We start from the raw sequence: 21650 nt of genomic DNA, 5'->3' as shown, positions 1-21650 counted from the left end.
CCGGTGTCCCCGCCTCCTGCCGGCGGACACCGGGCGGGCCGCGGCCCCGGCCGACGGCGGACCCACAGCAGATGATCGAGACTGCACGAAGGGGAAGCCATGACAGCGACGACCGATGGAAGCACCGGAGCGGCGACGCCCCCGGCTACCACGGCCAGTGCTCCTTTGCACCTCAGCCCCGAGGCGAGTGAAGCCGTCGAGGCCACCGCCCGCGCCACCCGGCGAGCCGTGGACTTCCTCCTCGACCGGCAGAGTGACGAGGGCTGGTGGAAAGGCGATCTCGCCACCAACGTCACCATGGACGCCGAGGACCTCCTGCTGCGGCAGTTCCTCGGCATCAGGGACGAGGCCACGACCCAGGCCGCCGCGCTCTTCATCCGCGGGGAGCAGCAGGAGGACGGCACCTGGAACACCTTCTACGGCGGGCCCGGGGACCTGTCGGCCACCATCGAGGGATACGTCGCGCTGCGCCTCGCCGGGGACAGCCCCGAAGCGCCGCACATGCGCAAGGCGTCCGCCTTCGTCCGCGCCCAGGGCGGCGTCGCCCGCTCCCGGGTCTTCACGCGGATCTGGCTCGCCCTCTTCGGCTGGTGGAAGTGGGAGGACCTGCCGGAGATGCCTCCGGAGCTGATGTTCTTCCCCAAGTGGGCTCCGCTCAACATCTACGACTTCGGCTGCTGGGCCCGCCAGACGATCGTGCCGCTCACCGTCGTGTGCGCCCAGCGTCCGGTGCGGCCCGCGCCCTTCGCGCTCGAAGAGCTGCACACCGACCCGGCCGACCCCAACCCGGCCCAGCCGGCGCCCCCGGTGGCCAGCTGGGACAACGTTTTCCACAAGCTCGACAAGATGCTCCACGGCTACCGCAAGGTGGCCCCCCGCCGCCTGCGCGAGGCCGCGATGCGCGCCGCCGCCACGTGGATCGTCGAGCGCCAGGAGAACGACGGCTGCTGGGGCGGCATCCAGCCCCCCGCGGTGTACTCGATCATCGCCCTGCACCTGCTCGGCTACGACCTCGACCACCCCGTGCTGCGGGCCGGGCTCGAATCGCTCGACCGCTTCGCGGTCTGGCGCGAGGACGGCGCGCGCATGATCGAGGCGTGCCAGTCCCCGGTCTGGGACACCTGCCTGGCCACCGTCGCGCTCGCCGACGCCGGCGTCCCCGCCGACCACCCGCAGATGATCAAGGCCGCCGACTGGATGCTCGCCGAGCAGATCGTGCGCCCGGGCGACTGGGTCGTGCGCCGCCCCGACCTGCCGCCGGGCGGCTGGGCCTTCGAGTTCCACAACGACAACTACCCCGACATCGACGACACCGCCGAGGTGGTCCTCGCGCTGCGCCGCGTCGCCCACCCCGACGCGACGCGGGTCGACAAGGCCGTGCGCCGCGCGGTCGACTGGAACGCGGGGATGCAGTCGAAGAATGGAGCCTGGGGCGCCTTCGACGCCGACAACACCAGCCCCTTCCCCAACCGGCTGCCGTTCAGCGACTTCGGCGAGGTCATCGACCCGCCGTCGGCCGACGTCACCGCGCACGTCGTCGAGATGCTCGCCGAGGAGGGCCTCGCCCACCACCCGCGCACCCGGCGCGGCGTGGAGTGGCTCCTGAAGAACCAGGAGACGAACGGTTCCTGGTTCGGCCGCTGGGGCGTCAACTACGTGTACGGGACCGGGGCCGTCGTCCCCGCGCTCGTCGCGGCCGGGGTCCCCGCCTCGCACCCGGCGATCCGCCGCTCCGTCGCCTGGCTCGGCCAGGTGCAGAACGAGGACGGCGGCTGGGGCGAGGACCTGCGCTCGTACCAGGACACCGCCTGGCACGGCCGCGGCCACTCCACCGCCTCGCAGACCGCCTGGGCGCTGCTCGCGCTGCTCGCGGCCGGTGAGCGGGACTCGGAACAGGTGCGCCGCGGTGTCGCGTACCTCGTCGAGACCCAGACCGAGAACGGCACCTGGGACGAACCCTGGTTCACCGGGACCGGCTTCCCCTGGGACTTCTCCATCAACTACCACCTGTACCGGCAGGTGTTCCCCGTGACGGCGCTCGGCCGCTACCTCAACGGCACCGGCCCGGGGGAGAACTGATGGCACAGGCCCCCGGAACCGGGACCGATCCCGGCTCAGTACCGCTGCTCGTCGCCTGCGCGCTCGGCATCGAGCACGTCGCGCTGCGCAGCGGAGGGGGCCGCCGCACCCTGCGGCAGGCCGGCGGCGCGGTGTCCGTGCTGCGCACGGGCATGGGGCCCAAAGCCGCGGAGCGCGCCGTCGCGCGCGCGCTCCGGGCCGCGTCCCCCGCGACCGCCGTCCTCGCCACCGGGTTCTGCGCCGGACTCGTCCCCGGGATGCACCCCGGCGACCTCGTGGTCGCCGAACGCACCGAGGACGCGGCCGGCTCGACCTCGTGTTTCGCCACCGCCGCGCTCGCCGCCGCGCTCGCCCGTACGATCCCCGGCCGCACCGTGCACACCGGGGTGCTCGCCGGATCGGACCACGTGGTGCGCGGCCCCGAGCGGGCGACGCTGCGCGAGACGGGCGCCGTCGCGGTGGACATGGAGTCCGCCGCCACGCTCCGCACGGCCCGTGCGGAGTCAGCCGCCGCCACCCGTCCGGTGGCCGCCGTCCGGGTGGTGGTGGACGCACCGGAACACGAACTCGTCCGTATCGGCACGGTCAGCGGGGGAATATCTGCCTTCCGCGTACTCCGTGCCGTCCTGCCTGCTTTCTCTGAATGGCACCGTACTTTTCTGCTCCCCAGGAGGTGAGCCAGATGGCCATGCCGCTTCGCCAGACCATCAGGATCGGGACGTATCTGATGGAACAGAAGCTCCGCAAGCGGGAGAAGTTCCCGCTCATCGTCGAGCTCGAACCGCTCTTCGCGTGCAACCTGAAGTGCGAGGGCTGCGGCAAGATCCAGCACCCCGCGGGAGTCCTCAAGCAGCGCATGCCGGTCGCCCAGGCCGTCGGCGCTGTCCTGGAGTCCGGCGCCCCGATGGTCTCCATCGCGGGCGGTGAGCCCCTCATGCACCCCCAGATTGACGAGATCGTGCGCCAGTTGGTGGCCAAGCGGAAGTACGTCTTCCTCTGCACCAACGCCATGCTGCTCCGTAAGAAGATCGAGAAGTTCACCCCTTCCCCGTACTTCGCCTTCGCCGTGCACATCGACGGCCTCAAGGAGCGGCACGACGAGTCGGTGGCCAAGGAGGGCGTCTTCGACGAGGCCGTCGCGGCGATCAAGGAGGCCAAGCGCCGCGGCTTCCGCGTCACCACCAACTCGACCTTCTTCAACACCGACACCCCCCAGACCGTCATCGAGGTGCTCGACTTCCTCAACGACGAACTCCAGGTCGACGAGATGATGATCTCGCCCGCCTACGCCTACGAGAAGGCCCCTGACCAGGAGCACTTCCTCGGCGTCACGCAGACCCGCGAGCTCTTCAAGAAGGCGTTCGCGGGCGGCAACAGGCAGCGGTGGCGCCTCAACCACTCGCCGCTCTTCCTGGACTTCCTGGAGGGCAAGCAGGACTTCGACTGCACCGCCTGGGCCATTCCCAACTACTCCCTCTTCGGCTGGCAGCGCCCCTGCTACCTCATGAGCGACGGTTACGTGCCCACCTACCGGCAGCTCATCGAGGAGACCGACTGGGACAAGTACGGGCGCGGCAAGGACGAGCGCTGCGACAATTGCATGGCGCACTGCGGCTACGAGCCGACGGCCGTCATGGCGACCATGGGCTCCTTGCAGGCCTCGCTGCGCGCCGCCCGCGAGACGATCGCGGGCAACCGCTCCTGACCGTGACGGGCCGCGCCCGTCCTGACCGGCCCCCACGCGGCCCCGGACTCGCACCCCTGCGAGGCCGGGGCCCCGTGCCTGCCGCTCCGCTGCGCCGCGCGGCCCCGCTCACGCATCCCGCCGACCCGACCGGGCCGGACGTCCGAAGAGAGAGGGCCCGAACGTGACACTGCTCGAAAGCATCCGGGGGCCGCGCGACCTCAAGGCCCTGGGCAGCGACCGGCTGCCCGAACTGGCCTCGGAGATCCGGGAGTTCCTGATCCAGGCGGTCTCCAGGACCGGCGGCCACCTGGGCCCCAACCTCGGGGTCGTCGAGCTGACCATCGCCCTGCACCGGGTCTTCGACTCGCCGCACGACCGCGTCCTGTGGGACACGGGGCACCAGGCGTACGTGCACAAACTCCTCACCGGCCGGCAGGACTTCTCCAAGCTGCGCTCCAAGGGCGGTCTCTCCGGCTACCCCTCGCGCGCCGAATCCCCGCACGACGTCATCGAGAACAGCCACGCCTCGACCGTGCTCGGCTGGGCCGACGGCCTCGCCAAGGCGCGCGACCTGCGCGGGGAGGACACCCACGTCGTCGCCGTCACCGGCGACGGGGCGCTCACCGGCGGCATGGCCTGGGAGGCGCTCAACAACATCGCCGCCGCCAAGGACCGCCCCCTCGTCCTCGTCGTGAACGACAACGAGCGTTCGTACGCCCCGACGATCGGCGGCCTCGCCCACCACCTCGCGGCGCTGCGCACGACCGACGGCTACGAGAAGGTCCTCGCGTGGGGCAAGGAAGTGCTCGACCGCACCCCCGTCGTCGGCAAGCCGCTCTACGAGTCGCTGCACGGCGCGAAGAAGGGCTTCAAGGACGCCTTCGCCCCGCAGGGCATGTTCGAGGACCTCGGCCTGAAGTACGTCGGCCCCGTCGACGGCCACGACATCGCGGCCCTGGAGTCGGCCCTCGCCAGCGCCAAGCGCTTCGGCGGGCCCGTCATCGTGCACGTCATCACCGAGAAGGGCCGCGGCTACGAGCCCGCCCTCGCCCACGAGGCGGACCGTTTCCACACGGTGGGCGCGATCGACCCGCTCACCGCGGAGGCGCTCACGCCCTCCGCCGGGCCCTCCTGGACGGCGGTCTTCGGCGAGGAGCTGGTACGGATCGCCGAGGAGCGGCACGACGTCGTCGCGCTCACCGCCGCGATGCTCGACCCCGTGGGCCTCACCCCCTTCGCTGCGCGCTTCCCCGAGCGCGTCTGGGACGTCGGGATCGCCGAGCAGCACGCGACCGTCTCGGCCGCCGGACTCGCGACCGGCGGACTGCACCCCGTCGTCGCCGTCTACGCGACCTTCCTCAACCGCGCCTTCGACCAGCTCCTCATGGACGTCGCCCTGCACCAGTGCGGGGTCACCTTCGTCCTGGACCGGGCCGGCGTCACGGGGACCGACGGCGCCTCGCACAACGGCATGTGGGACATGTCCGTGCTCCAGGTGGTGCCCGGACTGCGCATCGCGGCGCCCCGCGACGCGGGCGAGCTGCGCGCGCAGCTGCGCGAGGCGGTCGCCGTGGACGACGCGCCGACCCTCGTGCGCTTCCCCAAGGAGACGGTGGGCGCGGACCTGCCCGCGCTGCGCCGCGAGGGCGGCCTCGACGTGCTCGCCGAGGACGCCGGGGAGGAGGCCGACGTCCTCTTCGTCTCGGTCGGTGTCATGGCCTCCACGTGCCTCGCCGCCGCCGGCCTCCTGCGCGAGCGCGGCATCCGCTCGACCGTCGTGGACCCGCGCTGGGTCAAGCCCCTCGACCCCGCCCTCGCCCCCCTCGCCGCGCGGCACCGGGTGGTCGCGGTCGTCGAGGACAACAGCCGTACCGCCGGGGTCGGCGCCGCCGTCTCGGTGGCCCTCGCCGACGCCGATGTGGACGTCCCCGTACGCCACTTCGGCATCCCCGAGCAGTTCCTGCCGCACGCCAAGCGCGGGGAACTGCTCGCCGACCTCGGCCTCACCCCGGTGGAGATCGCCGGACGCATCGGGGCCCACCTGGCCCGTAAGGAGAAGACGCAAGGATGACCACCGGCACGACGGACGCAGCGGCTCCCGGGGGCGAGGGCACGCGGGGCAAGGGGTTCGATCTCAACGGCCTGCTCGCGGCGCGCGGCCGCGAGCGCTACGCACTGCACACCAAGCACCTCAACCACCAGTTGCCGCGCATGCTCCACACGATCGGTTTCGACAAGTACTACGAGCGCGGCCAGGGCGCTCACTTCTGGGACGACCAGGGGCAGGACTACCTCGACATGCTCGCCGGCTTCGGCGTCATGGGGCTCGGCCGCCACCACCCGGTCGTCCGCCAGGCGCTGCACGACGTGCTCGACGCCCAGCTCGCCGACCTCACGCGCTTCGACTGCCAGCCGCTGCCCGGTCTCCTCGCCGAGAAGCTGCTGTCCCACAGTCCGCACCTCGACCGCGTCTTCTTCGGCAACAGCGGCACCGAGGCCGTCGAGACGGCCCTCAAGTTCGCGCGCTTCGCGACCGGGCGCGAGCGCGTCCTCTACTACGACCACGCCTTCCACGGCCTCACCACGGGCTCCCTCTCCGTGAACGGCGAGAAGGGCTTCCGCGACGGCTTCGCGCCGCTGCTGCCCGACACCGCCCTGCCTGTGGGGGACCTCTCCGCGCTGGAGCGGGAGCTGCGCAAGGGCGACGTGGCCGGGCTCATCGTCGAGCCGATCCAGGGCAAGGGCGTCACCGAGACCCCGCCCGGCTACCTCAAGGCGGCGCAGGACCTGCTGCGCAAGCACAAGGCCCTGCTCATCGCCGACGAGGTGCAGACCGGCCTCGGGCGCACCGGCGACTTCTACGCCTACCAGCACGAGGAGGGCGTAGAGCCGGACCTCGTGTGCGTCGCGAAGTCGCTCTCGGGCGGCTACGTCCCCGTGAGCGCGACGCTCGGCAAGGAGTGGATCTTCAAGAAGGTCTACTCCTCGATGGACCGCGTCCTCGTCCACTCGGCGAGCTTCGGCGCCAACGCGCAGGCGATGGCCGCGGGGCTCGCCGTGCTGCACGTCATGGAGGACGAGAACATCGTCGCCCACGCGCGCCGCACGGGGGACTACCTCAAGGGACGCCTGAGCGAGCTGATCCCCGCGTACGAGATGCTCGCCGACATCCGCGGGCGCGGCCTCATGATCGGCATCGAGTTCGGCCGCCCCGACTCGCTCAAGCTGCGCAGCCGCTGGGCCATGCTCCAGGCCGCGCGCAAGGGGCTCTTCGCGCAGATGGTCGTGGTGCCGCTGCTCCAGAAGCACCGCATCCTCACGCAGGTCTCCGGGGACCACCTCGAAGTCATCAAGCTCATCCCGCCGCTCGTGATCGACGAGAAGGACGCGGACCGCTTCGTGGACGCCTTCACCGCCGTCATGGACGACGCGCACAACGGCGGCCTCATGGGCGACTTCGCGAAGAACATCGTGAAGCAGGCGGTCGCCCACCGCTGAATCCCTGCTTTTTGCCTCTCGGGTAAGAAATTTGCCCGAGAGGCACGGCGGTGGCTGAATAGGGGCATGAGCACCGAGCCCGAGGGCCCGTCCGGAGAACTCGCCGTCACCGTCGCCCCGCACCTGCGCGAACTGCGCCGCCGCGCGGGGCTCACGCTGGAGGCCGCCGCGCGCGCCGCGAGTCTCTCCCCGGCCCACCTCTCCCGGCTGGAGACGGGCCGCAGGCAGCCGAGCCTGCCGATGCTGCTCGCCCTGGCCCGTACCTACGGTACGACGGTCTCCGAACTCCTCGGCGAGACCCCCGCGGGACCGGGCGCGGTCGTCCGCGCCGGCGCCATGGAACCCACCGAGGCGGGCGGCTGGACGTACTGGCAGGCGGGAGGCTCGGGGCGCGCGATGCAGGCGCTGCGCGTACGGGTCCCCTACGGCAGCCAGGGCGACATCGTGCGCGTGCACCCGGGCGAGGAATGGCTGCACGTCCTGACCGGACGCCTGCGGCTGCGCCTGGGCGACAGCGCGCACCTGCTCGCACCCGGCGACAGCGCCCATTTCGACTCGCTCACCCCGCACCGCATCGCCGCCGCGGACCCGGACGGCGCGGTGCTGCTCTTCGTCCACACGCTCTTGCAGAGCCCGCTCGGCGCGCTCTGCCTCGGCGACGTCCACCCAGGAGGCGCGTAATGCCCGAGCCCGAGTACCCGTCCGAGCCCGCCGGACGAGCCGCGACGGAGGAGCCGAGGGCCGCGGAACCGCTGTCCTCGCACGCCCAGCGGTCCTCGCAGGACCCGCAGTCCTCGCCGGAGGACGGCTCGCTCCGCCGCTTCGTCGAGGACAAGATCCCGACCGGCCTGTGGGTCCGCGTCTTCGTCTACGTCGTCGCCGCGCACGGCGTCGCGGCCTTCCTCTACCTGCTCTTCGTGCTGGGCGCCAAGAACCAGTGACGGTCAGGGGCGGTACCTCCCCCGGGCGGAGCCGCCCCCGTCCCGCGCCCCCTCCCGCGGCCGCCTATTCCACGAGCCGCTCCCGCAACCGCTCGCGCAGCGCGTCGTCGAGTCCCAGGACCTCGCCGAAGTAGCGGTCCCTGCCGCCCCAGTGCGAGTCGATCGTCTCCAGCGCGGCGTGCAGATAACTCGCCCGCGCGGCGAAGAGCGGGTCGAGGAGTCCGGCGATCTCGGGGTCCGTCGGCGGCGCCGCGTCCCCGCCGCGTGAGACGCGGTAGCGGCGGTGGCGCGCGTTCGACTTGAGGTAGTCCTCCTCGATCGCCGCTTCCTCCACGCCCACGGCGAGCAGGACGAGCGCGACCGAGATGCCCGCCCGGTCCTTGCCCGCCGCGCAGTGCAGCAGCGCGGGCACACTGTCCTCGGCGAGCGCCCGCAGCAGCCGCCCGTGTTCGGCGGTGCGCTCCTTGATCAGCCGCCGGTAACTGGCCTCCATGCGGGCCGCGCCGCGCCCCTCGCCGAGCGCGGCCCGCAACTGCTCCACCTCCCCGTCCCGCACGATCCGCCAGAACTCCGCGCCCTCCGCAGGGTCGTTGAGCGGCAGGTGCACATTGCGCACGCCGGGCAGTTCGACGTCGGGGCCTTCGAGGGCGCGGTCGGCGGCGTTGCGGAAGTCGAAGACCGAGTGGAGGCCGAGGCCGGCGAGGTAGGCGGCGTCGGCCGCGGTCGCGTGCGCGAGGTGGCCGCTGCGGAAGAGGACGCCGGTCCGGGTGCGGCGGCCGTCGCGCGTGGGCAGCCCGCCCACGTCGCGGAAGTTGCGGATGGCGCTCAGCGCGGGCTCATCCGGTCCTGCCGGGGGGACGACGACGGGCTCGGGCGCGGTCCCCGGGGGCGGCTGCGTCACGGGACTCCTTCCGGTGGGCCGCCGGCGCGGCTCGCCGGCGTGGGCGCGAGGCCGAGACTGGCACGGACGGCGGGGCCGGGCAAGGTACCGGAGCACGGGAGAACCCCGAGGTGAGCAGCGTCATAGCGGTGACGGACGGTGCCGGAAGGGCGGCCGGGGCGGCGTGGCCCGTTTTCGCTGCAAAAGCCGTACGTCCGGTTCTGTCCGGATCGGATGGTTTCCACGGAGAGTGACGGAAATCTGCGGAATGGATCACCAAATGTGATTCGCAACGCAAAAGGGCTGCTTGTCCGGCGTGTCGCGTTGCCTTTACGGTCACCAGCAGTCCGGCCGGAACGCCGAATCCTGCCGCCGCCCCGGACTCTCACGCTCACTCACACCCGTACCGGCAGGAGCGGGGGACCCACACGCTTCACGCCGTTCCCGGTCCCTCCGGGACGGCTCGGGGTGAAGTCGCCGCGCGCACCGCGCCGGTGGCCGGGCAGCTCCAGCCCGAACCCGACAGCTCACCCCGCAGGCGACGGAGAAGGAATCCGCATGTCCGCCACGGCCAACCGCCGCTCGTTCACCCGTCGCCTCGCGCTGCTCGGCACCACCGGTGCCGCAGCCGTGGCACTCCCGCTCACCGCCCTCGGCGGCGCCCACGCCGCGAGCCCCGCGAAGGACGCGACGTACACCGTCAAGACCGGTGACACGCTCATCAAGATCGCCAAGAAGGAGAAGGTCTCCGGCGGCTGGAAGAGGCTCTACGAGCAGAACAAGGGCACCATCGGCGCCAACCCGGGCATCATCAAGCCCGGTGCGAAGCTCGTCGTGAAGAAGGCCGCGGCCCCGGCGCCCACCGCCAAGAAGGCCCCCACGGGCACCGGCTGGACCGCGCCCGTCGACGGCGTCAAGGGCAGCGGCTACGGCCGCAGCGGCAACCTGTGGTCGCACGGCCACACCGGTGCCGACTTCCCGGTCGGCACCGGCACCCCCGTCAAGTCCATCGCCGCCGGCACGGTCGTCGCCGCGGGCTGGGGCGGCGCCTACGGCAACCAGGTCGTCATCAAGCACGCGGACGGCCACTACAGCCAGTACGCCCACCTCTCCGCGTTCAAGGTCTCGGCCGGCCAGTCCGTCGCCGAGGGCCAGCAGATCGCCCTCTCCGGCGCGACCGGCAACGTGACCGGCCCGCACCTGCACTTCGAGGTCCGCACGGGCCCCGACTACGGGAGCGACGTCAACCCGATCACCTTCCTCGCCCAGCACGGCGTCACCGCCTGAGCGCCGTACCTCCGCGCGTCGTGACGGCCCGCCCCCTCCACGGGGCGGGCCGTCCCGGCCGTTGGGGGACAGGACCGCCAAGGGGTCCCGTTTATTCCGTGGTTGGGGCTTTCTTGACCGGTGGCCTTTCTCACTTCGCGTCACCCCCTCCCTACGGTGGCGTAAGTCTGGCGTAAGGGTGAAGGATGCCGAGGTGGCACGAGAAGCGAGGATTCCCAGCAGCAAGGCCCTCCGCCCCGAGGGCACCGTGACGTCGTACGTGGCCGTGGGCGACAGCTTCACCGAAGGCGTCGGTGACCCCGGTCCCGGCGGGCTCTTCACCGGCTGGGCCGACCGCCTCGCCGTCCAGCTCGCCGACCGCCTCCCCGAGCGCTCCGCCTTCCGCTACGCCAACCTCGCCGTACGCGGCAAGCTCCTCGACCAGATCGCCGAGGAGCAGGTCCCCCGCGCGGCGGCGCTCGCCCCCGACCTCGTCTCCTTCGTCGCCGGCGGCAACGACGTGCTGCGCCCCGGCACCGACCCGGACGACCTCGCCGAACGCTTCGAGAAGGCCGTCGAGACGCTCTCGGCCGCCGCCGGCACCGTCATGATCGCGACCGGCTTCGACACGCGGGACACGCCGGTCCTGCGCCACCTGCGCGGCAAGATCGCCACGTACAACGCACACGTACGCGCCGTCGCCGACCGCCACGGCTGCCTCGTCCTGGACCTGTGGGCCCTGCGCTCGGTCCGCGACCGCCGCGCCTGGGACAGCGACCGTCTCCACCTCGGCCCCGAGGGCCACACCCGCGTCGCCCTGCGCGCCGCCCAGCTCCTCGGCCTCGACGTCCCCGCCGACCCCGAGCAGCCCTGGCCTCCGCTGCGCCCGCGCGGCACCTTCGTGGAGCGCCGCGACGACATCGCCTGGGCCCGTGCGTACCTCGTCCCCTGGATCGGCCGCCGCCTGCGCGGCGAGTCCTCGGGCGACCACGTCCACGCGAAGCGCCCCGACCTCATGCCCCTGTAGAGGGAACCAATTCCGGGCGCCGTGGCGTTTGAGGGGCGGGGGCCTGGGGGCGGAGCCCCCGCAAGGCCCACCCCGGCGGGCGCCGAGCCGACGGACCGGCCGAATATTGACACGTACCGCCCCGGAACTTCCGTACCCGAGGAGACACCGTGCCCCCCACCCGCCGCCGCCTTCCCTCTCCGCCGGCCTTCGGGGCCGACCCGAGCGGCGCCCGCATGGCCCGCATCCGCCGCTCCCCGCACTTCGACCCGGCCAAGGGCGTCTTCACCAACCCCGAGGGCCCCACGGGCGAGACGACGGGCGGCGCCCCCACGCCGGACCGCAAGGAACTCCTGCGCACCTACTTCCGCTCCGAGGACCGCGCCCGGCGCGCCCCCTCCGGAGTCCTCCCCGTGCACCCCACGACCCTCGCCGACCTCGCGCGCCCCCCGCGCGACGGCCTGCGCGTCACCTGGACCGGGCACTCCTCGGTGCTCACCGAGATCGACGGCGCCCGCATCCTCTTCGACCCGGTGTGGGGCGAGCGCTGCTCCCCCTTCTCCTTCGCCGGGCCCAAGCGCCTGCACCCCGTCCCGTTCCCGCTCACCGCGCTCGACCGCGTCGACGCCGTGGTCATCTCGCACGACCACTACGACCACCTCGACATGCCCTCGATCCGCGCGCTCGCGGCCAGCGGCACCACCTTCGTCGTCCCGCTCGGCATCGGCGCCCACCTGGAGCGCTGGGGAGTGCCCGACGCGCTCGTCCGGGAGCTGGACTGGCACGAGTCGACGGAGCTGGCGGGGGTGCGGCTGACCGCGACGCCCGCCCGTCACTTCTGCGGGCGCGGCCTGCGCAACACGCAGCACACGCTGTGGGCCTCCTGGGTCGTGGCGGGGCCCGAGCACCGCGTCTTCCACAGCGGGGACACCGGGTACTTCCCCGGCTTCGCCGAGATCGGCCGCGAGCACGGCCCCTTCGACGTCACCATGATCCAGCTCGGCGCCTACAGCGAGTACTGGCCCGACATCCACATGACCCCCGCCGAGGCGCTGCGCGCCCACGGGGACCTCGGTGGCGGCGTCCTCCTGCCGATCCACTGGGGCACCTTCAACCTCGCCCCGCACCCGTGGGCCGAGCCCGCCGAGTGGACGAAGGACCTCGGCGACGCCTCCGGCTCCCGCATCGCCTTCCCACGCCCGGGCCAGCCCTTCGAGCCCACCGGCGAGCTGCCGGAGGAGCCGTGGTGGCGCGCGGTCTCGCTGCCGCTGGAGCGGCACTGGGAGCCCGGCACGGCCGCCGGTCCCGCCCCCGACCCGGGTGGCGAGCCGACCCCGGACCCGGCCCTCGGTCTCGCCGCCGACCGGTGAACGCGCGCCACTCCCGCACCGTCGCCTAGTCCCTCGCCCGCACGCGGCACCGGACCGCCCGGTAGCGGACGGGGTGTCCGGCAGGGCGGGGAGCGGGTGTGCCCGGCTCTGTCCGCAGCGGGGGAGGGCCCGCCCGTACCCGTACGCCCGAAGGGGCCGCCGGTGGAAGATCCCACCGACGGCCCCTTCGGACGGACGCTCAGCCGAGCGGTGCCGGGAAGGTCGGGTACTCGACGCCCGAGACGTGCTGGACGACGCGTACCACCTGGCACGAGTAGCCGAACTCGTTGTCGTACCAGAGGTAGAGGATCGCGTTGTCGCCGTCGACCTTGGTCGCCCCGGCGTCGACGATCGAGGCGTGGCGCGAGCCGACGAAGTCGCTGGAGACGGCGTCGGCGGAGGTGGTGAAGTCGATCTGGCGGCGCAGCGGCGAGGTGAGGGAGACCTCGCGCAGGTGGGCGAGGACCTCTTCGCGGTTCGTCCCGCGGCTCAGCTGGAGGTTCAGGATCGCGATCGACACGTCGGGGACGGGGACGCGGATCGAGCTGCCGCTGATCTTCGCCTTGAGGTCGGGCAGGGCCTTCGCGACGGCCGAGGCGGCGCCCGTCTCCGTGAGGACCATGTTGAGCGGCGCGGAGCGCCCCCGGCGGTCCGACTTGTGGTAATTGTCCAGCAGATTCTGGTCGTTGGTGAAGGAGTGCACCGTCTCGACGTGTCCGCGCTCGACGCCGAACTCGTCCGCCATCGCCTTGAGCGGCGGCACGATCGCGTTCGTCGTGCAGGAGGCGCAGGAGATGATCCGCTCGTCCGGCTTGATCGTCTCGTGGTTCACGCCGTGCACGATGTTCGGCACGTCGCCCTTCCCGGGCGCGGTGAGGACGACCTTCGCGATACCCGGGCGCAGGTGCTGCGAGAGGCCCGCGCGGTCGCGCCAGCGGCCCGTGTTGTCGACGAGGATCGCGTCGTTGATGCCGTACGCGGTGTAGTCGACGGTCGCCGGGTCGTCGGAGTAGATGAACCGGATCGCGTTGCCGTTGGCGACGAGGGTGTCGTTCTCCTCGTCGACGATGATGGTGCCCTGGAACTGGCCGTGCACCGAGTCGCGGCGCAGGAGCGAGGCGCGCTTGACGAGATCCTGGCCCGCGGCCTTGCGGACCACGACGGCCCGCAGCCGCAGGCCGTTGCCCGAGCCGGCCTTCTCGATGAGCAGCCGGGCCAGGAGCCGCCCGATCCGCCCGAAGCCGTAGAGGACGACATCGCGCGGGGCGCCGCGCTCGATCTTCCGCTCGCCGGTCGCGCCCTCGACGGCCCGGGCGGTGAACTCGGCGACGCTCAGGCCCTGCTCGTCGCTCTTGTACGTCGCGGCGAGCATGCCGATGTCGATCTGCGAGGGACCGAGGTCGAGCGTCGTGAGCGCCTGGAGGAACGGCATCGTCTCGGTGACCGACAGCTCCTCGCCCGCGATCTGCCGGGCGAAACGGTGGGTCTTGAGAATCCCGACCACCGACTTGTTCACCAGCGAGCGGCTGTGCAGCAGCACGGTGACGTCCCGTTGCCGCTGAAGCCTGCCGATGACGGGGATCATCGATTCCGCGATCTCCTCGCGGGTCTTCCAATTGGTGAACGAGTCCTCGTTGACAGTCACAGATCCATCTTTCGAGCTAGGTGGCGCTCATATGTTAACCCGATGGGTGTAGCCCTCTGTCGGGCGCGGGTGTGATGTACGACCAGTTCGGGACGGTGCGGGGGCGCGGGAAGTGCGGCCGGAACGGTAGGCGGGTAAGGGGTGTGCGGCCGGGGCGAGTAGGGGAGTTGCGGCGCGGCGGGTGCGGGGCGGGGGTGGCTCGCTGAGGGCGGACGCCGTGTTCGGGCCGAGGTGCGGCTCGGCGTTCCGCGTCCTCGCGGAGACGAGAGCGCCGCCGACCGCACGTCGCCGTCGTCGTCCGGTCGCGCGTCATCGCCGCCGTCCGACCGTGCGCCCGCCCGGTGCGCGGCGATCTCCCCGTGTGCCGGACGGACCGCGCGACTCGGCGCGGTACGGGGTCCGCTTTCCCGCCTGTCGTCGGCGGCCCGAGGTTACGGGGCGGCGTGGGGGCTTCCGGTGTGCGAGGGCGCACGTGTGTTCCCGTACGCGCGTGCGAAGGGAGAGTCGCGCGGGTACGGGTGTTCGCGAGGCTGCCCGTACGCCTGTTCGTCACCTCCCGCTGAAGCGGGACCTCGGCCGTACTGGTTTGTCAACGGGCCCCATCCGTTGTTCAGTTGGTCACTACCGTGGGCTGCCGTCGCCCCCCGCCGCACCAGCGCCGGGAGTGGCGCGAGATCCGTGCCCGCAGCACGTAATCCCCCGTACCGAGGACGTCGATGACACACCTCCGCGCCTCCGCCGGGCGAGCGGACCGCCGAGACGGCGGGGCCCGTCACGGCAGACCGGGCGGCCTGCTGCCCGAGTCGCACATACGGACACTGCTGCTGCGCACCGCGGTCCTGCCCGCGCTCGCCGTCGCGCTCAGCGGCCTCGCCGCGGTACTGCTGCTCCTCGGCGCCGAGGACGATCTCGGGGCCGCCGTGCAACTCGGCGTCGGACTGTCGGCGGGCGTCGCGTTCGCCGCGCTGTGCGGCGCCGTGCTCGCCGCGCGCCGCGCGAGCCGCACCGTGCTCGACCGGGTCGGCGCGCTGCGCACCACGAGCGCCCGCAGGCAGACCGAACTGCGCGGTCTCGTCGACCGCTTGCGGCGCGGCGAAGTGCCCCCGGTGCGCGAGGTGCCGTCGCGCCCCGACCGCGGCGGCGACGGACTCGACCTGCTCGCCGACGAACTCCACCGCTTCCACGACGTCGCCATGGCCTCCGTCGTGCGCGCCTCGCAGCTCTCCAGCCACGCGGGCCACGAACAGAAGGTCGAGGTCTTCGTCAACCTCTCGCGGCGCCTCCAGTCCCTCGTGCACCGGCAGATCCAGGTGCTCGACGAACTGGAGAGCTGCACCGAGGACCCCGCGCTGCTCAAGGGCCTCTTCCACATCGACCACCTCGCGACCCGCACCCGCAGGCACGCCGAGAACCTCGCCGTGCTCGGCGGCTCCGTCTCGCGCCGCCAGTGGAGCACGCCCATCCCGCTCCAGCAGGTACTGCGCTCGGCGGTGGCCGAGGTCGAGCAGTACCCGCGTGTCCGCCTGGTCCCGCCCGTGGACGGCGCGGTGCATGGCCAGAACGTCGCCGACATCGTCCACCTCATCGCCGAACTCGTCGAGAACGCGACGCTCTTCTCCGCGCCGCACACCCCCGTCCTGCTCCGCGCGGGCCGGGTCGCCGCCGGGCTCGCCGTCGAGATCGAGGACCGCGGCCTCGGCCTCGACCCGGCCGAGCGCCACCGGATGAACACCGTCCTCGCCGACCCCGACCAGGTGAACCTTGCCGGACTCCTCCAGGACGGCCGCATCGGCCTCTACGTCGTCGCCACGCTCGCCCGACGCCACGGCATCGTCGTCCGCCTCCAGAGCAACATCTACGGGGGAGTCCAGGCCGTCGTCGTCCTGCCCGCCGCCCTCCTGGGCGAGGAACCCGCCACCCCGGCGGCGGTCGTCGCGAGCGGCAGGACGGCGGAGGCGGAACCCGTCGCGGCGGGAGCCCCCGGGGCAGAACTCCTCGGGGCAGAGCCCGTCGAGGCGGAAGTCGTCGACGAGGAAGCCGCCGACGAGGGGGAGGACGACGCGACGGTGAGGCGGGCGGCCCCGGACGGAGAGGGTGCACCGCCCCCGGCGGAGACCGGTTCGGTTCCGGCGGAGGCCGCCCCGGTCACGGAGGAGGACCCGTCCCGTACGGGCGAGACGCCGCTGCCGACGGCTGGGGATCCGACGCCTCCGCCGGGCGCCACGGACCCGGCGCCCCCACCGGGCGAGCCGGAGTCCGCGCCGGGCGGGACACCGGACGCGCCCGCCTCGCGCGAGACACCCGCCGCACCCTCCGCCCCCGACGCTCCGGCAACCGGGTCTCGTACCCCTGACGCCCCCGCCGCGGCGGGGCCGCCTCCGCTCCCCGTCCGGGGCGCGCTCGACGCGCTCCCCTCGCGTCGCACCCCGCACCCACGCGTCCCCGGGAACTCCCCGAGCGCGCCCACCCCCGAGCCGCCCGCACCAGCCACCTCCGCCGAGGAGCCCCCTGCCCCGAAGGCCCCCCGCCCCACCGCCCCGCTCCCCAGGCGCGGCGCGAGCGGCGGGCCCCGTGCCACCCCGGCAGAGGCCCGTCCCGGCACCCAGCCGGGCGCGCCCCGCGTCTCGTTCGCGGACGCGGGCGCGATCCTCGCGCTCACCCGCCGCGACGGCAGCCCGGTCAACGACCCCCAGGGCCCCGCGCCCGGACTGCCCAAGCGCGAGGCGCAGACCCACATGGTCCCGCAACTGCGCAGAGGGAACACGGAGTTCGCGGAGGAACGCGCGGAAACGACGGGCGGGGACGACACCTTGCACACGCCCGATCTCATGGCCGCCTTCCGGCAGGGGTACGACCGCGCGCTCTCGACGGCCGAAGGGGCCCCTCCGTACGAGGACGGCGAGGAGTTCGCCGAACCCGCCCCCGCCGAGCCCCCCGCGCGGGCCGACTGAGCCGCCCCCGCCGGAAGGCGCCCCCAGGGCCGCACGGCCCCACCGCCCGTACCCGTACGCAAGGAGCGACACCCCCATGGCGAGCGAAGCCCCCGGAGCGGGCAGCGTGTCCGACCTCGACTGGCTGCTCAGCGGCCTCGTGCAGCGCGTCGCGCACAGCCGCAGCGCCGTACTCCTCTCCGCGGACGGACTCGTCAAGTCCGTGCACGGGCTCGACAAGGACAGCGCCGACCACCTCGCGGCGCTCGCCTCCGGCATCCACTCCCTCGCGCGCGGCGCGGGCGTCCGCTTCGCGGACGGCGGCGAGGTCCGCCAGGTCGTCATCGAGCTGTCCACCGCGCTGCTCTTCGTCTCCGCCGCCGGCTCCGGCACTTGCCTCGCCGTCCTCGCCGGGCCCGAGGCGGACCCGGGCGTCCTCGGCTACGAGATGGCCATGCTGGTGAAGAGCGTGCGTCCCTTCCTCGTCACCCCCGCCCGGCGCCCCGCGCGCGTGGCCAGGACGAGCTGAGCCGCCCCGTGACACTTCAGCCAGCGGGCGGCCGACGCCGCCGCAAGGAGGGCAGGGCCTGGTACGACAGCGAGGCCGGGCGCCTCGTCCGTCCCTACACCGTCAGCGGAGGGCGCACCACGCCCCGTACCGCCTTCGGCCTGCTCTCGCAGGTGCGCGCGACCGGCACCCCGGCCCCCGCGCACCTCGGGCCCGAGCACAGCGAGGTGCTCGGCCTGTGCTCCGTACCGGCCTCCGTCGCCGAACTCGCCGGGCGGCTGCGGCTGCCCGTCGTCGTCACCAAGGTGCTGCTCTCCGACCTCGTGGACTGCGGCTCCCTCGTCAGCAAACAGCCGGACACTTCCCCCCACCCCACGGACCGGTCCCTACTGGAGGCATTGCTCGATGGACTACGACGACGGCTCTGAGACCTTCCCCACCGCCTTGAAGATCCTGGTCGCCGGTGGTTTCGGAGTGGGCAAGACGACCTTCGTCGGCGCGGTGAGCGAGATCGCCCCGCTGAGCACCGAGGAACTGCTCACCAGCGCCAGCGCCGGGACCGACAGCCTCGAAGGAGTCGAACGCAAGACGACCACCACGGTCGCGATGGACTTCGGCCGCATCACCCTCGACCGCGACCACGTCCTCTACCTCTTCGGCACGCCGGGCCAGGAACGCTTCTGGTTCATGTGGGACGAACTCTCCGAGGGCGCGCTCGGCGCGGTGATCCTCGCCGACACGCGCCGCCTCGCCGACTGCTTCGCGGCTGTCGACTTCTTCGAGGAGCGCGGACTCGGCTTCGTCGTCGCGATCAACGAGTTCGACGGCGCGCACCGCTACGAGGCCGAGGAGGTGCGCGCCGCGCTGTGCCTGCCGCCGAAGGTCCCCGTCGTGCACTGCGACGCCCGCATCTCCAGCTCGGGCATCCAGACCCTGCTGACCCTCGTCAAGCACCTGCTGACGGCGGCACGCCCCGCCCCGGCACCCGCCTCCGCTCCGGGCGACCGGGCCAGCGCATGAACACAGGCCGCCTCCTGTTGCTCCCCGACGACCCCGAAGCCCCCGAACGCGAGCGCCGCCTCGCCGCCCTCGGTCTCGGCGCCGCACCCGTGCCCGCCCTCGACGCCCACGCGGCCCGCCTCGCCGCGGGCGCGGGAGCCCCCTTCGCCGGGGTCAACTTCGTGCACACCGACCATCAGTACCTCGCCGGACTCCACCCCCGGGGCGTCCCCGCCGCCGCCCGCCGCGTCGAACGCGCCCACGGCTTCTCCCCGTACGTCGTCGTCCGCCGCCGGGCCCTCGTCCTCGACGACGTACGCGACTACCCGCGCTTCTCGCCCAACGAGGCCGTCGACCTCTCCGGCGTCCGCGCCTACCTCGGCGCGCCGCTCACCGACCACGACGGCTTCGTCCTCGGCACGCTGTGGGCCGCCGCGCGCGAACCGCGCGACTGGGGCCGCGAGGCGCTCGCCCTCGTGAAGACCCTCGCCGCCGAGGTCGCTCCGCTCGTGCGCGGCCCCGCCGGGGCATGAGCGGCCCGCCGCGGGGGAGGGGACCTGCCAGGAAGCCCCCACGCGAAGGAGCAGCACCACCATGACCGCACCCACGCCCGGCGTGCTCCAGAGCGGCGACGGCGCGGCCGTCGCCACGTACACCTGGCTGCCGCCGGAGGGCCGCAGGCCCCGCGCCTTCCTCCAGCTCGTCCACGGCGCCGCCGAACACGCCCGCCGCTACGAGCGCTTCGCCGCCCACCTCACCGCGCGCGGCTACGGCGTCCTCGCCTCCGACCACCGGGGCCACGGCGCCACCGCCCCCTCGACCGGCGGCTTCGGCGTCACCGGCACGGACGAGGGCCCCGACGCGGACGGCTGGCTCGCGATCCTCGCCGACCTCAAGGCCGTCGGCGACCAGGCCCGCGCCCTCTACCCCGAGGTGCCCGTCCTGATGCTGGGCCACAGCCTCGGCTCGATGCTCGCCCGCGAGTACGCCCAGGAGTACCCCGACGACCTCGCGGGCCTCATCCTCACGGGCGTCTTCCGCTCCCTACCCGGCGCCGAGTACGAGGCGAGCACCGCCCGCCTGGAGGAGGAGATCACCGCGCACGGGCGCGCATTCGTCAGCGACTTCGTGCCCCGCCTCTTCGCCTCCTTCAACAACGGCTTCGCGCACCGGACCGGCTTCGAGTGGCTCTCGCGCGATGAGGCCGAGGTCGACGCCTACGTCGCCGACGAGCGCTGCGGCTTCCCCTTCTCGGCGGGGCTCGCGTACGACTGGGTGCGCGCCGCCTACCGCGTCAACGACCCATCCCGCCTGGCCCGGATGCCCCGCGACCTGCCCGTCCACCTCGCCGCGGGCACCCTCGACCCCTGCAACCAGCGGATGACCCTCGTCAACGAACTCCTCGACGACTACCGCTACCACGGCGTCAGCGACCTCACCTGGACGGGCTACGAGGGAGCGCGGCACGAGATCCTCAACGAGACGGAACCCGACCGGCGCAAGGTGTACGAGGACCTGACGGCCTGGCTGGACGCGCACACGCTCTGAGGCGGCCCCCCCGGCCCTCCGCCACCCCGTCGGCACCCGCGCCGTGAACGCGCCGACGCCTCCGCCCGCACGGTGGCATGATCCCGGGCGGCGGCATCCCGGCCGCGCGCGGGTACGGAGGGGCGAGCGGTCATGGCGGCTGGAGGGAAGCGGCGGAGGAGCGGACCGGAAGACGCGGTGGCGGCCGGGCCGGGAAGGGCCCGCGGACGGGTGAGTCCGGACGCGGGCCCGTGGACCCGCGACTTCTAGCGGCGGCGCGCTGCCCACGCGGGACGAGCTGCGGAGGCGGGCGACGGCCTGAGCGGGAGCGGGAGTGGGCCGGGACGAACGCGGGGACCGGCGTCCGTACGGGCGGGCGGGGTGGTACGGGGCGGTACGAGCCTCAGCCGCCCGTTCCGAGGAAGCCCCCGATCCGCTCGCGCAGCCCCGCCGCGTCGAGGCCGTGCGCGGCGACGTGCTCCGCCGGAGAGCCGTAGCGGCGCAGCTCGGCGCGGCCGACGCCGAGGCCCAGGACGCGGTGCGGCCTGTCGACGAGCGCTTCGGCGACGGCCGCCGTCGAGGTCCCCGCGAGGTACGGCTCGACGAGGACGACGTCCGCCGTACCGGCGGCGTCCACGGCGGCGCGCAGTGCCGCGCCGCCGAAGGGCCGCACCGTCGTCGCGTAGAGGACGGTGACGTCGAGGCCCTCGGTCGCGGCGAGCACCGCGTCGAGCAGCGGCCCCACCGCGAGGACGACGCCCGCGCGCCCCTCCCGCAGTACGAGCGGGGTGCTCCCGTCGATGGGCCGCGCCGCCTTGTTCGTCTGCTCCGAGAGCCGTACGTAGACCCGGTCCTCGCCCCTCACGGCGTGGCGCAGCAGCGTCTCGGCCTCGTCGGGGTGACCGGGCACGTGCACGGTCCACCCGTCGAGCGTGTCGATGAGCGCCACGTCCCCCGGCGACATGTGCGTGAAGCCGCCCGAGGAGATGTCGTAGGAGGCTCCTGAGCTGACCAGGACGCCACCGACGCCCTGGTGCCCGAAGTCGAGCTTGACCTGCTCGAAGGGCCGCTCGACGAGGAAGCTCGCGAAGGTGTGCAGGACGGGCCGCATCCCGGCGAGCGCGAGCCCGCCCCCCGCGCTCACGAGCAGCTGTTCGCGGATGCCGAGGTCGATGACCCGGTCCGGGTGGCGCTCCGCCGCGTCGGTGAAGCGGTCGCCGCTGATCACGGCGAGGACGACGGCGAGGCGTTCGTCCTCGTCGAGCAGAGTGGTCATGGTGCTGCCGAAACGGTCGCGCATGGATTCCACGGTGG

19 protein-coding genes and 1 riboswitch are annotated in these 21650 nt (G+C 73.2%); of the genes, 16 read left to right on the top strand and 3 right to left on the bottom strand.

Going from position 1 to position 21650, the window contains the following annotated elements; all coding sequences use genetic code 11:
• Positions 1 to 99 precede the first annotated feature (99 nt).
• The 7 genes from shc (at position 100) to IF99_RS0103560 (ending at position 8205) form a co-directional block, all read left to right on the top strand.
• Positions 100 to 2079: a squalene--hopene cyclase gene (gene shc, locus IF99_RS0103590; RefSeq protein WP_030994829.1), complete on the top strand. Its 1980-nt coding sequence runs from the start codon at positions 100 to 102 to the stop codon at positions 2077 to 2079.
• Positions 2079 to 2756 (top strand): hypothetical protein, encoded by a 678-nt coding sequence (locus tag IF99_RS0103585; RefSeq protein ID WP_030994828.1) that lies wholly within the window; start codon positions 2079 to 2081, stop codon positions 2754 to 2756. Before shc ends, IF99_RS0103585 begins: the two co-directional genes overlap by 1 nt.
• 5 nt (positions 2757 to 2761) lie before the next feature.
• Entirely contained in the window at positions 2762 to 3784 is a 1023-nt protein-coding gene (hpnH, locus tag IF99_RS0103580) for an adenosyl-hopene transferase HpnH (RefSeq protein ID WP_007819823.1), read from the top strand.
• Positions 3785 to 3947: 163 nt separating this feature from the next.
• Positions 3948 to 5837 (top strand): 1-deoxy-D-xylulose-5-phosphate synthase, encoded by a 1890-nt coding sequence (dxs, locus tag IF99_RS0103575; protein ID WP_030994827.1) that lies wholly within the window; start codon positions 3948 to 3950, stop codon positions 5835 to 5837.
• Entirely contained in the window at positions 5834 to 7264 is a 1431-nt protein-coding gene (locus tag IF99_RS0103570; protein ID WP_030994826.1) for an aspartate aminotransferase family protein, read from the top strand. Before dxs ends, IF99_RS0103570 begins: the two co-directional genes overlap by 4 nt.
• A gap of 66 nt (positions 7265 to 7330) precedes the next feature.
• Positions 7331 to 7945: a helix-turn-helix domain-containing protein gene (locus IF99_RS0103565; protein ID WP_030994825.1), complete on the top strand. Its 615-nt coding sequence runs from the start codon at positions 7331 to 7333 to the stop codon at positions 7943 to 7945.
• Positions 7945 to 8205 (top strand): DUF6126 family protein, encoded by a 261-nt coding sequence (locus IF99_RS0103560; RefSeq protein WP_030994824.1) that lies wholly within the window; start codon positions 7945 to 7947, stop codon positions 8203 to 8205. The genes IF99_RS0103565 and IF99_RS0103560 overlap by 1 nt, the downstream gene beginning before the upstream one ends.
• A 64-nt stretch (positions 8206 to 8269) precedes the next feature.
• Here IF99_RS0103560 and IF99_RS0103555 read toward each other — a convergent pair whose 3' ends face one another.
• Positions 8270 to 9106: a tyrosine-protein phosphatase gene (locus tag IF99_RS0103555; RefSeq protein ID WP_030994823.1), complete on the bottom strand. Its 837-nt coding sequence runs from the start codon at positions 9104 to 9106 to the stop codon at positions 8270 to 8272.
• 357 nt (positions 9107 to 9463) lie between these two features.
• Positions 9464 to 9641, top strand: a riboswitch (cyclic di-AMP (ydaO/yuaA leader).
• A 2-nt stretch (positions 9642 to 9643) separates the two neighbouring features.
• Between IF99_RS0103555 and IF99_RS0103550 the strand changes: the two genes are divergently transcribed.
• From IF99_RS0103550 to IF99_RS0103540, 3 genes are all read left to right on the top strand, one after another.
• The gene (locus IF99_RS0103550) at positions 9644 to 10372 is read left to right on the top strand and encodes a M23 family metallopeptidase (RefSeq protein ID WP_030994822.1); all 729 of its coding nucleotides are present in this window, start codon (positions 9644 to 9646) and stop codon (positions 10370 to 10372) included.
• Positions 10373 to 10565: 193 nt separating this feature from the next.
• Positions 10566 to 11378, top strand: coding sequence for an SGNH/GDSL hydrolase family protein (locus IF99_RS0103545; protein ID WP_030994821.1), 813 nt, complete (start codon positions 10566 to 10568; stop codon positions 11376 to 11378).
• A 149-nt stretch (positions 11379 to 11527) separates the two neighbouring features.
• Positions 11528 to 12727: an MBL fold metallo-hydrolase gene (locus IF99_RS0103540; RefSeq protein ID WP_030994820.1), complete on the top strand. Its 1200-nt coding sequence runs from the start codon at positions 11528 to 11530 to the stop codon at positions 12725 to 12727.
• A gap of 199 nt (positions 12728 to 12926) precedes the next feature.
• On the opposite strand, the gene IF99_RS0103535 is transcribed toward IF99_RS0103540, so the two are convergent.
• The gene (locus IF99_RS0103535) at positions 12927 to 14372 is read right to left on the bottom strand and encodes a glyceraldehyde-3-phosphate dehydrogenase (protein ID WP_030994819.1); all 1446 of its coding nucleotides are present in this window, start codon (positions 14370 to 14372) and stop codon (positions 12927 to 12929) included.
• Between the two features lie 716 nt (positions 14373 to 15088).
• On the opposite strand from IF99_RS0103535, the gene IF99_RS0103530 reads away from it, so the two are divergent.
• The 6 genes from IF99_RS0103530 to IF99_RS0103505 all read left to right on the top strand — a co-directional run bounded on the left by IF99_RS0103530 (position 15089) and on the right by IF99_RS0103505 (position 20357).
• A complete protein-coding gene (locus IF99_RS0103530) occupies positions 15089 to 17323 on the top strand; it encodes an ATP-binding protein (RefSeq protein WP_030994818.1) in 2235 nt (744 codons plus the stop codon).
• Between the two features lie 76 nt (positions 17324 to 17399).
• Positions 17400 to 17831, top strand: coding sequence for a roadblock/LC7 domain-containing protein (locus IF99_RS0103525; protein ID WP_007819787.1), 432 nt, complete (start codon positions 17400 to 17402; stop codon positions 17829 to 17831).
• Between the two features lie 8 nt (positions 17832 to 17839).
• A complete protein-coding gene (locus tag IF99_RS0103520; protein WP_030994817.1) occupies positions 17840 to 18238 on the top strand; it encodes a DUF742 domain-containing protein in 399 nt (132 codons plus the stop codon).
• Positions 18216 to 18830 carry a GTP-binding protein gene (locus IF99_RS0103515; RefSeq protein WP_030994816.1) on the top strand — a complete coding sequence of 205 codons (615 nt, stop codon included), beginning with the start codon at positions 18216 to 18218 and terminating at the stop codon, positions 18828 to 18830. Before IF99_RS0103520 ends, IF99_RS0103515 begins: the two co-directional genes overlap by 23 nt.
• Complete coding sequence (locus tag IF99_RS0103510; protein WP_030994815.1) at positions 18827 to 19342, top strand: GAF domain-containing protein; 516 nt, start codon at positions 18827 to 18829, stop codon at positions 19340 to 19342. Before IF99_RS0103515 ends, IF99_RS0103510 begins: the two co-directional genes overlap by 4 nt.
• Positions 19343 to 19403: 61 nt before the next feature.
• On the top strand, positions 19404 to 20357 hold the full coding sequence (locus IF99_RS0103505) for an alpha/beta fold hydrolase (RefSeq protein ID WP_030994814.1): 954 nt from the start codon (positions 19404 to 19406) through the stop codon (positions 20355 to 20357).
• 382 nt (positions 20358 to 20739) lie between these two features.
• Here the strand turns inward: IF99_RS0103505 and IF99_RS0103500 are convergent, their stop codons facing one another.
• A complete protein-coding gene (locus IF99_RS0103500) occupies positions 20740 to 21645 on the bottom strand; it encodes a transketolase family protein (protein ID WP_030994813.1) in 906 nt (301 codons plus the stop codon).
• Positions 21646 to 21650 lie beyond the last annotated feature (5 nt).

The sequence above is a fragment of the Streptomyces sp. NRRL F-5630 genome (assembly GCF_000719475.1).
Classification (GTDB): domain Bacteria; phylum Actinomycetota; class Actinomycetes; order Streptomycetales; family Streptomycetaceae; genus Streptomyces.
The sequence above is the reverse complement of the archived record's forward strand: the minus strand, read 5'-3'. Positions and strand labels throughout refer to the sequence as shown.

Excerpts from the sequence above, each read along its gene's own strand:
- hpnH (WP_007819823.1), top strand. The coding sequence starts at position 2,762 with ATGGCCATGCCGCTTCGCCAGACCATCAGGATCGGGACGTATCTGATG.
- IF99_RS0103510 (WP_030994815.1), top strand. The coding sequence starts at position 18,827 with ATGAACACAGGCCGCCTCCTGTTGCTCCCCGACGACCCCGAAGCCCCC.
- IF99_RS0103570 (WP_030994826.1), top strand. The coding sequence starts at position 5,834 with ATGACCACCGGCACGACGGACGCAGCGGCTCCCGGGGGCGAGGGCACG.
- IF99_RS0103560 (WP_030994824.1), top strand. The coding sequence starts at position 7,945 with ATGCCCGAGCCCGAGTACCCGTCCGAGCCCGCCGGACGAGCCGCGACG.
- IF99_RS0103515 (WP_030994816.1), top strand. The coding sequence starts at position 18,216 with ATGGACTACGACGACGGCTCTGAGACCTTCCCCACCGCCTTGAAGATC.
- IF99_RS0103565 (WP_030994825.1), top strand. The coding sequence starts at position 7,331 with ATGAGCACCGAGCCCGAGGGCCCGTCCGGAGAACTCGCCGTCACCGTC.
- IF99_RS0103585 (WP_030994828.1), top strand. The coding sequence starts at position 2,079 with ATGGCACAGGCCCCCGGAACCGGGACCGATCCCGGCTCAGTACCGCTG.
- IF99_RS0103550 (WP_030994822.1), top strand. The coding sequence starts at position 9,644 with ATGTCCGCCACGGCCAACCGCCGCTCGTTCACCCGTCGCCTCGCGCTG.
- IF99_RS0103525 (WP_007819787.1), top strand. The coding sequence starts at position 17,400 with ATGGCGAGCGAAGCCCCCGGAGCGGGCAGCGTGTCCGACCTCGACTGG.
- IF99_RS0103530 (WP_030994818.1), top strand. The coding sequence starts at position 15,089 with ATGACACACCTCCGCGCCTCCGCCGGGCGAGCGGACCGCCGAGACGGC.
- shc (WP_030994829.1), top strand. The coding sequence starts at position 100 with ATGACAGCGACGACCGATGGAAGCACCGGAGCGGCGACGCCCCCGGCT.
- IF99_RS0103505 (WP_030994814.1), top strand. The coding sequence starts at position 19,404 with ATGACCGCACCCACGCCCGGCGTGCTCCAGAGCGGCGACGGCGCGGCC.